Source organism: Arthrobacter sp. CAU 1506, from assembly GCF_005047635.1.
In the GTDB taxonomy this organism is placed as follows: domain Bacteria; phylum Actinomycetota; class Actinomycetes; order Actinomycetales; family Micrococcaceae; genus Crystallibacter.
Genome location: NZ_SUKC01000005.1, coordinates 176,971 through 189,431 on the forward strand (window position 1 = coordinate 176,971; position 12,461 = coordinate 189,431).

A 12,461-nucleotide genomic window follows, 5' to 3' on the forward strand; every position below is an offset into this window, starting at 1 on the left:
CCGCGGGGCATCGCACCCTGCTGCCCGGCTACTGTAGGTGGGTGAAGTTTTTCCAGTCCCCTGCCGTCAAAGTGGGGCTGTCCATCTCCATCGCCACCGGACTGTACGGGGTTTCCTTCGGTGCGCTGTCCGTGACGTCCGGATTGGATCTCTGGCAGACCATGGCGCTGAGCCTGCTGCTGTTCAGCGGCGGCTCACAGTTTGCCTTCATTGGCGTGATTGGCGGCGGCGGCACCGGACTGGCCGCGATGACGGCTTCTGCCTTGCTGGGCATCCGCAACGGCATTTACGGCATGCAGATGAATGCGCTGGTCTCCCCTCGCAGTTGGCGGCGTCCGTTGGCCGCCCAGGTGACCATCGACGAGTCCACCGCCACGGCGTCCGGCCAAGAGGACCCGGACGAGCGCCGACGCGGTTTCTGGACCGCCGGGGTGGGTATATTCCTGCTCTGGAATCTGTTTACCCTGGTGGGTGCGCTGGCCGGCAACGCGCTGGGCGACCCGAAGCAATGGGGCCTGGACGGGGCCGCCGTCGCCGCCTTCCTGGCCCTGCTCTGGCCGCGGCTGAAAGGCAAAGAACCGGCGGCCATCGCCGTGGTCTGCGCGCTGGCCACGCTGCTGGCCGTGCCGTTCGTCCCCAGCGGCGTGCCCATCCTGGTGGCCGCAGCCGTCGCGGCTGCCATCGGCTGGTTTACCCACAAACCAGTGCCCGCCGGAATGGCTCCGGACATCGAGCCCTACGCCGAACCGTACACCGAGCACGACGGAGCCCACACGCTCGCCGAGTCCGAGCGCCGCAGCACCGGGCAGGACGGCGGCACCGCGGACAGCTCAGACGGAAAGGACGCACCGTGAGCCTGTGGATCTGGATTCTGCTCGCCTGCGCCATCTCCTACCTGACCAAGCTGGCGGGCTATTTGGTGCCGGCCAAGTGGATGAAGAACCAGCGGATGTCGCGCATCGCCGCCACCATGACCATCGGGCTGCTCGCCTCGCTGACCGTGGTCAACACCTTCTCCACCGGCCAGCAGTTGGTGTTCGACGCCCGGCTCGGCGCCCTGCTGGCCGCCGCCGTCGCCCTGTTGTTGCGCGCGCCTTTCCTGGTGGTGGTGATTGCGGGAGCCGCCGCGGCCGCCCTCCTCCGACTGGCCGGCTGGGGCTAGCCCCGCGGCCTGCCCCGCCGGGGCCGGCAGGTCCCACACTCAAGGAGCCGTCGGCCTTTAGGGGGCGTTAAGGCGGATTGACGACGGCGGTGCGCACCGCCGTCGTCAATTAATCGGTCCGCAGTCAGTCAGCGATCTTGGCGGCCAGCCGGCCGACGACTTCACCCTTCTTGAGTTTCTGCAGGCCCTCCGGGATCTCGTCGAAGGTGATCTCGGTGATTGTGGGGTTGAGCTTGCCGGTGGCGAAGTAGTCGTAGACCCCTTGCACATCCTCCTTGGTGCCGCCCTGCGAGCCAACCAGGGTGACCTCGGACAGAATCAGGGTCTTGGTGCTGATGGTGGATTCCAGCCGGCCCATGCCCACCTGGACAACGCGGCCGCCGCGGCGGACTGTCTCGATGGCCTCGGCGGTGGTGGTGCCGAAACCGGCGAAGTCCACGACGACGTCCAGGCCGATCTCCTTGAACTCCGCAATGGACTTGGCCACGTCCTTGGCGCCGACCTCGCGGGCCTGGTCCCAGACCTTCTCGTTGACCTCGGCGATGTAGACCTCCGCGCCGGCCAGCACCGCCACGCGCGCGCCGATGGAGCCGAGGCCGCCGAAGCCGATGATGCCGACCTTGTCGCCGGCCTTGACCTGACCGTTGGCGATCACAGCGTGGTGGCTGGTCATGCCGGCATCGGTGCCGGCCGCGCCCTGCGAGAAGCTCACGTTGTCCGGAATGCGGACCAGTGCTTCCTGGTCAATCGCAGCCTTGAAAGAGAAGCCGCCGTCGAACGCGTAGCCGGGAGCGCCCGCGGACGTGGTGGGGCAGAAGCCAACCCGGTCACCGATCTTCCACTCGGTCACGCCGTCGCCAACCTCGGTGATGACCCCGGCGACTTCGTGGCCCAGGGTGATGGGGCGTTTGGCCAGCGTGGAGAGCCACCCCTCGTCCTCCAGCATGCCGACGTCGGAGTGGCACAAGCCCGCGGACTTGATATCAACGACCACACCACCGGGGGCGGCTGTGGGCTCGTCGACGTCGGTCAGCACGAGGGGCTCGTGGGTGTTGGTGAACTGCCAGGCCTTCATGGGTTCTCCTGTAGCGCGTTTCTAGCGTTCCGCTCCGGAGGGTCCGCCGGAGCGGCAGGGCTCGTGGCCCTAGTGCCACCGTAGCCCGGCCCACCCGCAATTTCCATGTATATGCATGTATCGTCCGTCACCCTTCGGTGATATCCCGGTTTCCTGCCGATTGCGGCAGGTGACGGCGGACCTGTCCTTGGCTGTGGCCCTGTGGAAGACTGAAGCCATGCTTGTAGCCTTCTCTGTTGCACCCTCCGGCGTTCCCACGGCCGGTCCCGCGCCCCACGACGCTTCGGTGCACGACGCCGTTGCCGCGGCCGTCCGGGTGGTCCGGGAATCGGGTCTGCCGAACAAGACCGACGCCATGTTCACCACCATCGAGGGCGAATGGGACGAGGTCATGGACGTCGTCAAGCGAGCCACCGAGGCAGTCGGCCTGTACGGCTCACGGGTATCGCTGGTGCTCAAGGCGGATATCCGGCCGGGCTACTACGGAGAGCTCTCCGGCAAGGTGGAGCGGCTGGAAGCAGCCGTCACCGAGCAGGAGCAGAAGTGAGCCACGAGCGCGGCATGCAGGACGCCGATCGGGCCGAAGCCTGGATGGCGGTCGAAGACTATCTGACGGTCACCTTGGTGGGCGAGGATCCGGCGCAGGTGTCGGCTCGGGAGAGTGCGGACCGGGAGGGCTTGCCGGCCATCGAGGTCAGTGCGCCGCAGGGAAAACTGCTGATGCTGTTGGCCAAGCTGACCGGTGCACGCAAGGTGCTGGAGATTGGCACGCTCGGCGGGTACAGCACCATCTGGTTGGCCCGCGGGGTGCTGGATGGCGGCGAAGTGGTCAGCTGCGAGTACGAACCGCATCACGCCGAAGTCGCCCGGCGGAACCTGGACGCAGCCGGAGTTGGGGAGAAGGTCAGCATCCGCGTTGGTGCGGCGCTGGAAACGCTGCCCGCACTGGCCGCCGAGAATGCCGGGCCCTTCGATCTGGTGTTCATTGACGCGGACAAGGAAAACAACCGGAATTATGTCGAGTGGGCGCTGAAGTTGACGCGTCCGGGCAGCCTGATCGTGGTGGACAACGTGGTCCGCTCCGGACAGGTGCTGGCCGACGGGTCCGGCGGCAGCACGCAGGACCGCGACATCCGCGGGACCCGCGATGCGCTGGCGCTGCTGGGCTCCGATGAACGTCTGGATGCCACCGCGATCCAGACCGTGGGCGGCAAGGGCTGGGACGGTTTCGCGCTGGCTCTGGTCAAGTAACCGATGGGGCGGAGAAGCACCCGGGCCGACGAGGCCCGGGATCCGGAGGCGTCCCGCGGGCCGGCCGAAGGGCGCTACGAGATTTCCTCCGGGATGGCCGAGCTGATCAGGGAACCGGAATCCGCGGACAGTTGGCTGCTCAAGATCAACGGCGTCCAGTCCTCCCATGTGGTGGTCGGTGATCCGCTGCGCCTGGACTTTGAGTACATGCGCTGGATGGCGGCGCTGATCGGATCCCGCTGGGGGACCGAGGCAAAGCTGCGCGTCCTGCATCTGGGTGGCGGGGCCTGCTCCATGGCGCGCTACCTGGCGGCTGCCTATCCGCAGGCCCGGCAGGTGGTTGTCGAGATCGACGCGAAGCTGGCCGACCTGGTGCGGCGCTGGTTCGACATTCCGCGGGCGCCGCTGGTGCGGATCAGGGTGGGCGAAGCTCGGGCAGTGACCGAATCGCTGAGTGAAGACAGCAGGGACCTGCTGATCCGGGATGTTTTTGCCGGCAGCACGACACCGGAGGGGTTGACCACGCTGGAATTCACCCGGGCGGTGCGGCGCGTGCTCTCGCCCGGAGGGGTCTACCTGGTGAACTGCGGCGATACACCCCGGCTGGCCGGGGCGCGCGAGGAGGCGGCGACCATCGGCGAGGTTTTCGAACACCTGGTGATGATCGCCGATCCGCCGATGCTCAAGGGTCGACGGCACGGCAACGTGGTGATCGCCGCCAGCGATGAGCCATTGGAGACCGGCCCGGCGTTGATCCGTGAACTGCTGCACGGCGCGGTCCCGGCCCAGCTGTGGGATAGGGCAAAAATAGCGCAGTTTTGCAGAGGATCGGCGATCAGGCAAGACCCGCCGGTCAATTAGCTGCCTTTCCTGGAACGTTATGACTTCGGCTTGAAATTGTTTGTAAGATGGAGAGCGAACGGCCGATCGTCGGCCGTACTAGGCCCGGGAGCGAGCCGCTTGCGGTTGGCTCTCCGGAGGCAGGCATAGAAAAAACGGCTTCGACACTATGGATGGTGGCTGGAGCGCTATGTCTGCTCAGCCGGACTTGGTCCGGCGCCGGATGCCGGGTGCTGACAACCTAATCCCCCCAAGTTAGGTCCAGTGCCCGGCATCTCGGTCTCTTGAATCCTTTCACCAAAGTTTTTCACCGGCGGTTGGCCGGGTCCCCTCAGCCGTGCGCCGTTCGTCCCAGGAGTTCTGCCTCCCGGCTGCGGGCCTCTCGTCTGAGCACATCGACGACGGCGGCGACGGCTGGTTGCCGCAGCGAGTCCGGGCGAGCCACGAGCCAGTAGCCGAGGCGCTCCTCCAATTCCTCCGGCAGGATCCGGACCAGGTCCGGATGCTGGTTGGCCATGAAACACGGCAGCAGGCCCAGGCCGGCGCCGGCGCGGGTGGCCTCCACATGGACGAACACATTGGTGGAGCCGAGGGCGGTAGCCATGGCGGGCAGCAGCCGGCGCGGGGCGTCCAGGTCGTCCACCTGCAGCATCGAGTCGATGAAATACACCAGCGGGTGGTTCATCGCCGCCCGGACCGTGTCCGGTGTGCCGTGTTTGGCCAGGTAGTCGCGGGAACCGTACAGACCCAAGACATAGCTGCCCAGCCGGATGGACCGGGCCCGGTTGACCTGCGGCCGTCCGACCACCACTTCGAAATCCAGACCCGGCCGGTGCTGTGAAGCCCGCCGGGCGGCGGTCACGATCTCCACACTGAGCTTGGGATGGTCCTGCTGCAGCCGGGCAATCGCCGGCGCGGCGACGAACGCACTGAAGCCGTCGGTCGCGGACATGCGCACCACGCCGGTCAGTTGGTCTGCCTCATCCGGTGCGCGGTTTAGCCCGGCCAGCGACTCCTCGATCCGTTCTGCCACTGCCGCCGCCTTGCGGCCAAGGTCGGTCAGTTCCCAGCCACCCGGCGCCCGGGAGAATGCGCGGCCGCCCAAGGAATTCTCCAAGGCAGCGATCCGGCGGGAGACCGTGGTGTGGTTCAGGCCCAGGTGTTCGGCCGCGGAGGTATACCGCCCGGTGCGGGCAACGGCTAGCAGGATGATCAGGTCGTCCGGGTTGGCGGGCAGGGGCGCGGAGGTCATATCTGCATTTTCGCAGACCCGCTCTGCAAACTTTGCCATTGATGCACACGCGCTGAGAAGGAATACTCAGGGTGGTCGCATTGTGACCTCACTCACAGGCCTGCCGGGACACTCCGGCGGCCCCGCACCTGCAGTATCCGCACGCCACGCAAGGAGAAAGATGAGCGCCCACGCTACCCCCACCGGACCCGGATCCGGCACCTCACACGAGTCGCCGCCGTCGGTCCTGCGCAAGGTTGTTACGGCTTCCATGGCCGGCACGGTCGTTGAATGGTACGAGTTCTTCCTCTACGCAACGGCGGCCACCCTGGTCTTCGGCGCCCTATTCTTCCCGGACGCCGGCACCGAACTGGATGCGATCATCGCAGCCTTCGTCACCTTCGCCGTTGGCTTCATCGCCCGGCCGCTCGGTGGCATTGTGTTCGGTCACTTTGGTGACAAGGTGGGCCGGAAGAAACTGCTGCAGCTGAGCATCATCCTGATCGGCGCAGCCACCTTCCTGATGGGCTGCCTGCCGGGATTCGACCAGATCGGTTACTGGGCTCCGGGCCTGCTCGTGGCCCTGCGGTTCATCCAGGGCTTTGCCATCGGCGGCGAATGGGGCGGCGCAGTGCTGCTGGTCGCCGAGCACAGCCCGGCAGCCAAGCGCGGGTTCTGGGCATCCTGGCCCCAGGCCGGCGTGCCGATGGGGAACATGCTGGCCACCGTAGTGCTGTGGATCATGTCCACTGTGCTGTCCGACGCCGAGTTCCTGGCCTGGGGCTGGCGCGTTGCCTTCTGGCTCTCCGCCGTCATTGTGATCGTGGGCTACTACATCCGCACCAAGGTCACCGAAGCGCCGATCTTCCTGGAAGCCCAGGCAGAGGCCGCCAAGGTGAAGTCCACCTCCTACGGCGTTGTGGAAGTGATGAAGCGGTACCCGCGCGGTGTCTTCACCGCCATGGGCCTGCGCGTCGCCGAGAACATCATCTACTACATCGTGGTGGCGTTCTCCATCACCTACCTGAAGACCGTGCACGACTTCGACGTCACCACCGTGCTGGGCCTGCTGATCCTGGCCCACGCCTTCCACTTTGTGGTGATTCCGTTCTACGGGCGGCTGTCGGACACCATCGGCCGCCGGCCGGTGTACATGGCAGGAGCCGTGCTGTCGGGCGTCTGGGCCTTCGTCGCCTTCCCGATGTTCGACACGCAGAACCCGTTCATCATCCTGGCCGCGATCTTCCTGGGCCTTGCCGTGCACGGCCTGATGTATGCCGGACAGCCGGCCATCATGGCGGAGATGTTCCCCACCCGGATGCGCTACTCCGGTGTCTCGCTGGGTTACCAGGTCACGTCGATCTTCGCCGGCTCGCTGGCCCCGATCATCGCCGCCACGTTGCTGAAGGACTTCCAGCACTGGCTGCCGATTGCGCTGTATCTGGTGATCGCTTCCGTCATCACCATCGTGGCGGTGTACTTCGCACGGGAGACCAAGGGTGCCTCGCTGCGCGATCTGGACCGGGCCGACATTGCGGCCCAGACCGGATCCGAGGTGCGGGCCCAGGCCTAGGCAGACGCTGGGCCTGGCCGCCCAGGCCAGGCCCAAGGCAAAACTTCACCAGGCAAGCAAAAGGGGCCGGTGCCGTCCGTTGGGGGGCGGCACCGGTCCCTTAGCCGTTCAGGGAGCAGCGGTTGATCAGCGGAAGCCGATCAGCTGTTCCACCGGCCCGATGCCGAAGAAGAGCACGAAGGCGGCGGCCACGATCCACATCAGCGGGTGGATCTCCCGGGCCCGGCCCTGGAAGGTGCGCACCAGCACGTAGGCGATGAAGCCCGCGCCCAGGCCGTTCGCAATGGAATAGGTGAACGGCATCAGGGTGAAGGTCAGGAAGGCCGGGATGGCCACGCCCCAGTCGGACCAGTCGATCTTGCCCACCTGGGACACCATCATGAACCCGACGACGACGAGCGCCGGCGCCACTGCCTCGAAGGGCACCAGCGAGATCAGCGGCGTGAAGAACATGGCCAGCAGGAACAGCAGGCCGGTCACGACGTTGGCCAGGCCGGTGCGCGCGCCTTCGCCGATGCCTGCGCCGGATTCCACGTAGATCTGGTTGGAGGAGACCGAAGCGGCGCCGCCGGCAACGGCACCCACGGCGTCGACGATCAGCACCCGGTCCACGTGCGGAATGTTGCCCTGCTTGTCGGTCAGGCCGGCCTCATTGGCCAGGCCCACCATGGTGCCCATGGCATCGAAGAAGATGCTCAGCAGGATCGCGAAGGCCAGCAGGGAAGCGGCCGTGAAGCCCAGCGTGCCGAAGGAGCCGAAAATGCTGACCTGGCCAACCAGGCTCAGGTCTGGCAGCCCTACCCAGCTGCCGGTCGGCAGCTCGGGCACCACCAGGGACCAGCCCTGCGGGTTGAAGCCGTCGGGGCCCACCGAAGGTCCGACGTTGGCCACGGCTTCGATGATCACTGCGAGCACCGTAGCGGACAGCACGCCGATCAGGATGCCGCCCTTGACCTTGCGCACTACCAGGGCGATGGTCAGGATCAGGCCGAAAATGAAGACCAGGGTTGGCCAGCCCAGCAGCACGCCGTCGAACCCGAGGCCCACCGGAACAGTGGTGCCCGCCGCGTCCGGAATGCGGCGGATGAAGCCGGCGTTGACCAGGCCGATCAGGGCGATGAACATGCCGATGCCCACCACAATGGCGGTCTTGAGGCTTTGCGGCACGGCGTTGAACACCGCGGTCCGGAACCCGGTGAGCACCAGGATCAGCATGGTGATACCGGAGAGCACTACCAGGCCCATGACGTCCGGCCAAGTCAGGCCCGGATTCGTAGCAACCGTGATGGCGACGAAGGCGTTGACGCCCAAGCCGGTCGCCAGGGCGAACGGGTACTTGGCCCACGCGCCCATGGCAATCGTCAGCACGCCGGCCACCAGGGCCGTCACCGCCGCGACGCGTTCGGCGCCAAGCATGGCTCCGGTTGAATCGGCGCCGCCCAGGATCAGCGGGTTCAGCACCACGATGTAGCTCATCGCGAAGAACGTGGCCAGACCGCCGCGGATTTCACGTGAATAGTTGGAGCCGCGCTTGGTGATCTCGAAGTATCGGTCGAGCACCGAAGTCTTGTCGGCTACTGCTGCCTTTGCGGGCATGGGGAATGTCCTCCACAGGTGAGTGGCATAGTTGGAAGTTTCCCCAAAATTCTACGCTCCTGCAGCGTGCAGGGGCGTACGACGGCGGCGCTTGGCTTCCGAAGGTCAGGCGACGGCCGTGCGGCCGGATGAAGCGATGGCGTTTCCGGCCACTTTTGCCTGGCGAATGATCTCCCTGGTGCTCGGTGCCAGCAGGTCTGCGACGCCCACCAGGTACAGGCCGATGGCGTTCAGGATGGCCACTGCGTTTTGCCCTGCCGCGATGCCCAGGCTACGCAGCAGCCGCCGCATCTGGTTCTGTGCGCAGCCCGTCAGGACCACGGTATCGGCGACCAGCAGCCCGCGTTCGGTGCGGATGACCCAGCGCTGGGCGCTGTCCCTGCTGATCGAAGGAACGCGGGCCGTGCGTGCCTCCAGCGCCCCAGAGTGCGGGTCCAACTGCAGGGCGGGAGCGCTTTTCCCGGAGGTCCGGCTGACTCCGCAGGCAAAGGTGCTGCGCCGAATGTCGAGCTCATGGCTCGCGGCGTAGCCCTGCAGCAGCCGCAGTAGGTCATTGCGTTCGCCGCGGTCCGACGAGTCTGGCAACGGGGATCGGCGGCTGGGGTCGGACGGCTGCGAGAGCAGGCCTTCCACGACGATTGAGGACACGCCCCGGCGGCTCAGTTCACTGGCCACCGCCAATCCGGGCAGGCCGGAGCCGATGACCACCGTGGTGGTGTACTCGGTCGGAACCTCTGGGGTAGAAGTGCCACTCAATGCACGGACTCCTTGAACGATAGGGAGAACCTCGGACGGCGAACGGACCGCCCGCAACGCGTTGTGAAACTGTTGTTCAACAAGTAATTTCATCGAAGCCTACATAACTTTCCGGCCACTGAGAAGGGCTTTGTTGCAGAGTAAGCTGAGGGTAGCTGGCGAGGGAGCCAGTGCTACGTAGAGGGAGGCGGAACGAATGACAGAAGCCACTGCCGGAAGCGCCGGACAGGGTGCCGCACCGCGCGGCATCGTGGTCGGAGTCGATGGCTCCGACCAGAGCATCTGCGCGTTGGTTTGGGCTGCTGAGGAGGCGCAGCGGCGCCGGACCCCCCTGCATGTCGTGACCGCCTACACCGTTCCGGTCTTTGCCGCATCGAGCATGGATGCCGGCTATGCCACCCTGGATGATTCGGTCATCCGCGAAGGTGCCGAAGCCGTGCTTGAGCAGGCCGTGGCGAAAATCGACGGCTACAACCTCGATGTGGACTCCCGCGTGGAAACCGGCGATGCTGCGGGGGTCCTGCTGGAGCTCTCCGAACAGGCCGAACTCATCGTGGTCGGCACCCGCGGACGCGGCGGCTTCATGGGCAGGTTGCTCGGCTCGGTCAGCAGCGCCGTCCCGGCCCACGCCGAGTGCCCCACCGTGACCATCCCGCTGGCCTGCGCGCCCCGGCTTGGCGACCTGGACATCGAAGTCCCGCGATCCAAGGAACAGGCCGTGCGGCCGGAGGACATCGAGAGGGTCGTCGTCGTCGGCGTCGACGGGTCCGAGCAGGCCCGCAATGCCACCCTGGTGGCCGCGGAGCAGGCGGAACGGCTTGGCTACCCGCTCAAGATGGTCTGCGCGCTGCCGCCCTTCACCGGCTCGCTGGCCTGGGTGCCCGCGCCGCTGGACCGGGAGGCGCTGTACTCAGACATCCGCGAGCAGCTCGACGCCGGCGTGGCCTGGATCAAGAGCCACTTCCCGAACCTGCACGTCATCGGCGAGGTGCAGGACGGTTCGCCGGTGGAACTCCTGATCGAGGCTACCCGCACGGCGGAACTGTTGGTGGTCGGTACGCGCGGCCGCGGCGGCTTCGCCGGAATGCTGCTCGGCTCCACCAGCCAAGGCGTGCTGCACCACGCCAAGGGGCCGGTCATGGTGGTCCCGGACAAGCACGACCCGCGGCTCGATGACCGCCGGAACTTCGGCCCGCTGCCGGACGCCGAAGGCCAGTAACCCATGTACTAAGGGCTGGGCCCGGAACCTGCGAGGTTCCGGGCCCAGCCCTTAGCAGTTTGCTCCGTCTAGACGGCCCAGCGCGCCCCGACGGTGTGCAGCTTGCCGTACATGTGGCTGATGTTCGTCACGGTCAGTCCGACCTCGGGATTCAGGGCGTGGACCACCTGCCAGTTGCCGATGTAAATCGCCACGTGCCAGATGGCATTCGGTTCGCCCCAGAACACCAAGTCGCCGGGCTGCAGCTGCGAGAGCGGAACCTTGTAGGGCGCTTGATCCAGCTGGGCCTGGGCTACGCGGGGGAGATAGCGCCCGGCGTTGCTGAACGCCGCCTGTGTCAGGCCCGAGCAGTCGTACCCCAACGGGCCGTTGCCACCCCAGGCATAGAAAGACTTCTTGTTGGCTTCCTTGGCCATGGCAAAGCTGATGGCGGCGCCGGCGATGCCGCCGTTTGCCGCGGGGGCATTCACCACCGGAGGCGGCGTGACCACCTCCGGCTCCTGCTCTGGTTCGGGCTGGGCCGGCGGCGGAGTCGGTCGGGGCGTCGTGGGCGTCGTGGGCGTCGAGGGAGCGGACGGAGCGGGCGTTGAGGGCCTCGGCGTAGATGGCCGCGGAGTGGAAGGCCGGGGCGTCGACGGGCTCGAGGTCGGCGGCGCCGTGATTTCATCGCTGGCCGGGGCCACGGTGGAGCCTTGTGCCGACGAGTTGCTGCTGGAGGGCCGCTGCGCCGCGGCCGCCTCTTGCGCCGACTGCTCAACCAGAGCCTGGAGCTGGCGGTCCTGTTCGGCCTTCTCCAAGGCGGCGATGCGGGCGTCTTCCTCGCTGGTGCTGGTCCCCCTGAGTTCGGCGAGATGCACCAGGAGCGCCTGCCGCTGTTCTTCGTAGCGGATCACCAGCTGTTCCTGGGCTGCGCTGGCGGCCTTGGCGTCGGTCTCGGCCGCTTCCGCCGCGACGGCGGCGTCCTTGGCCGCTTCTTCGGCCTGCGTGACATAGAGCTCCCAGGCGGCCCAGAGCTGGGCGGCCTGCTGGGACTCGGTCAGCGTCTGCGAGCGGTTCGCGGTCAGTGCATCCAGAGTGGAGGCCTTGTACAGCACGTCGCCGGAGTTCTTGCTGTCCAGCAGCGCGCTCAGCGCCGGGTTGACTCCCCCGTTCCGGTACAGCTCGCCGGCCAGCTGGCCCACCTGGTTCTTGACAGAGTCGAAGTATTCGGCGGCCTGCGACGACTTCGCCTTGGCGTCCTCGAGCTCCGCAGTCCGCTCCTGCTGCTTCAGCAGCGACTCGCTGTAGGTGTTCTGCAAACGCATTGAATCGAACTGGGCGTTGGCCAGGTTCCCTGAGGCCGTCTTCAGTTGTTCTTCGATCCGGTCCACCAGCGCTTGAGTGGCGGCTGCATCGCCCTTGGCGTCGTCGATCTCATCGCCGGACGGGAGCGAGGGCGCCGCCGGAAGGGTGATCCGGACTGATGTCACCTGGGGCAACTGTCCGGCCGGGGCTGCGACGGCCGGCGCCAGAGCCGGTACGCAGACGAGCAGGGCGGTAGCAGAGAAGAGCGCAACGGCGCGCGCCGGCGTCGTCGATCGATGCGGGGCAGGACGCCCCGAGGGAAGCAGCCTCATCCGAACGGGTCCTTAATACGAGCGCAGTAAATGCACGCGCCCTTTCGGGACGGCCGGCCTTGGGGCCGAGAGCGGTCATTGTGCGAACGGGTGGCACCCCAACTAGACCGAACTGCATTCACACAGCACGTTGAGAATATGC

Annotated in this window: 12 protein-coding genes; 7 read left to right on the forward strand and 5 right to left on the reverse strand. The window is 66.7% G+C overall.

All coding sequences use genetic code 11. From position 1 onward, the window contains the following. Window positions 1-41 precede the first annotated feature (41 nt). Both E4J89_RS08215 and E4J89_RS08220 read left to right on the forward strand, forming a co-directional pair. Window positions 42-854, forward strand: a complete 813-nt coding sequence (locus tag E4J89_RS08215; RefSeq protein ID WP_240691794.1) for an AzlC family ABC transporter permease — start codon at window positions 42-44, stop codon at window positions 852-854. Beyond that, complete coding sequence (locus tag E4J89_RS08220; RefSeq protein WP_136785638.1) at window positions 851-1,162, forward strand: AzlD domain-containing protein; 312 nt, start codon at window positions 851-853, stop codon at window positions 1,160-1,162. The genes E4J89_RS08215 and E4J89_RS08220 overlap by 4 nt, the downstream gene beginning before the upstream one ends. Before the next feature lie 124 nt (window positions 1,163-1,286). Here the strand turns inward: E4J89_RS08220 and E4J89_RS08225 are convergent, their stop codons facing one another. Then, the gene (locus E4J89_RS08225) at window positions 1,287-2,237 is read right to left on the reverse strand and encodes a zinc-binding dehydrogenase (RefSeq protein WP_136785639.1); all 951 of its coding nucleotides are present in this window, start codon (window positions 2,235-2,237) and stop codon (window positions 1,287-1,289) included. A 217-nt stretch (window positions 2,238-2,454) separates the two neighbouring features. Here E4J89_RS08225 and E4J89_RS08230 point away from each other — a divergent pair, with 217 nt between their 5' ends. Genes E4J89_RS08230 through E4J89_RS08240 form a run of 3 tightly spaced genes read left to right on the forward strand, consistent with a single transcriptional unit; the run spans window position 2,455 to window position 4,349 of the window. Beyond that, window positions 2,455-2,784, forward strand: coding sequence for a thiamine-binding protein (locus E4J89_RS08230; protein WP_136785640.1), 330 nt, complete (start codon window positions 2,455-2,457; stop codon window positions 2,782-2,784). Then, window positions 2,781-3,488, forward strand: a complete 708-nt coding sequence (locus tag E4J89_RS08235) for an O-methyltransferase (RefSeq protein ID WP_346763378.1) — start codon at window positions 2,781-2,783, stop codon at window positions 3,486-3,488. The genes E4J89_RS08230 and E4J89_RS08235 overlap by 4 nt, the downstream gene beginning before the upstream one ends. Before the next feature lie 3 nt (window positions 3,489-3,491). Next, a complete protein-coding gene (locus E4J89_RS08240; RefSeq protein ID WP_136785641.1) occupies window positions 3,492-4,349 on the forward strand; it encodes a fused MFS/spermidine synthase in 858 nt (285 codons plus the stop codon). Window positions 4,350-4,659: 310 nt separating this feature from the next. Here E4J89_RS08240 and E4J89_RS08245 read toward each other — a convergent pair whose 3' ends face one another. Continuing rightward, window positions 4,660-5,580 carry a LysR family transcriptional regulator gene (locus tag E4J89_RS08245; protein WP_240691795.1) on the reverse strand — a complete coding sequence of 307 codons (921 nt, stop codon included), beginning with the start codon at window positions 5,578-5,580 and terminating at the stop codon, window positions 4,660-4,662. Window positions 5,581-5,740: 160 nt separating this feature from the next. Here E4J89_RS08245 and E4J89_RS08250 point away from each other — a divergent pair, with 160 nt between their 5' ends. Beyond that, complete coding sequence (locus E4J89_RS08250) at window positions 5,741-7,132, forward strand: MFS transporter (protein WP_136785643.1); 1,392 nt, start codon at window positions 5,741-5,743, stop codon at window positions 7,130-7,132. Between the two features lie 126 nt (window positions 7,133-7,258). On the opposite strand, the gene E4J89_RS08255 is transcribed toward E4J89_RS08250, so the two are convergent. Then, window positions 7,259-8,728, reverse strand: coding sequence for an NCS2 family permease (locus E4J89_RS08255; protein ID WP_136785644.1), 1,470 nt, complete (start codon window positions 8,726-8,728; stop codon window positions 7,259-7,261). 105 nt (window positions 8,729-8,833) lie between these two features. Next, window positions 8,834-9,484, reverse strand: a complete 651-nt coding sequence (locus tag E4J89_RS08260) for an FAD-dependent monooxygenase (protein WP_136785645.1) — start codon at window positions 9,482-9,484, stop codon at window positions 8,834-8,836. 196 nt (window positions 9,485-9,680) lie between these two features. Here E4J89_RS08260 and E4J89_RS08265 point away from each other — a divergent pair, with 196 nt between their 5' ends. Further along, window positions 9,681-10,703, forward strand: a complete 1,023-nt coding sequence (locus E4J89_RS08265) for a universal stress protein (RefSeq protein ID WP_136785646.1) — start codon at window positions 9,681-9,683, stop codon at window positions 10,701-10,703. 68 nt (window positions 10,704-10,771) lie between these two features. On the opposite strand, the gene E4J89_RS08270 is transcribed toward E4J89_RS08265, so the two are convergent. Then, complete coding sequence (locus E4J89_RS08270) at window positions 10,772-12,319, reverse strand: C40 family peptidase (protein ID WP_136785647.1); 1,548 nt, start codon at window positions 12,317-12,319, stop codon at window positions 10,772-10,774. Window positions 12,320-12,461: the final 142 nt, after the last annotated feature.

Bases quoted from the DNA above. Each gene is read 5' to 3' on its own strand.
- E4J89_RS08270 (WP_136785647.1), bottom strand. From the start codon at position 12,319: ATGAGGCTGCTTCCCTCGGGGCGTCCTGCCCCGCATCGATCGACGACG.
- E4J89_RS08230 (WP_136785640.1), top strand. From the start codon at position 2,455: ATGCTTGTAGCCTTCTCTGTTGCACCCTCCGGCGTTCCCACGGCCGGT.
- E4J89_RS08225 (WP_136785639.1), bottom strand. From the start codon at position 2,237: ATGAAGGCCTGGCAGTTCACCAACACCCACGAGCCCCTCGTGCTGACC.
- E4J89_RS08265 (WP_136785646.1), top strand. From the start codon at position 9,681: ATGACAGAAGCCACTGCCGGAAGCGCCGGACAGGGTGCCGCACCGCGC.
- E4J89_RS08250 (WP_136785643.1), top strand. From the start codon at position 5,741: ATGAGCGCCCACGCTACCCCCACCGGACCCGGATCCGGCACCTCACAC.
- E4J89_RS08255 (WP_136785644.1), bottom strand. From the start codon at position 8,728: ATGCCCGCAAAGGCAGCAGTAGCCGACAAGACTTCGGTGCTCGACCGA.
- E4J89_RS08240 (WP_136785641.1), top strand. From the start codon at position 3,492: ATGGGGCGGAGAAGCACCCGGGCCGACGAGGCCCGGGATCCGGAGGCG.
- E4J89_RS08245 (WP_240691795.1), bottom strand. From the start codon at position 5,580: ATGACCTCCGCGCCCCTGCCCGCCAACCCGGACGACCTGATCATCCTG.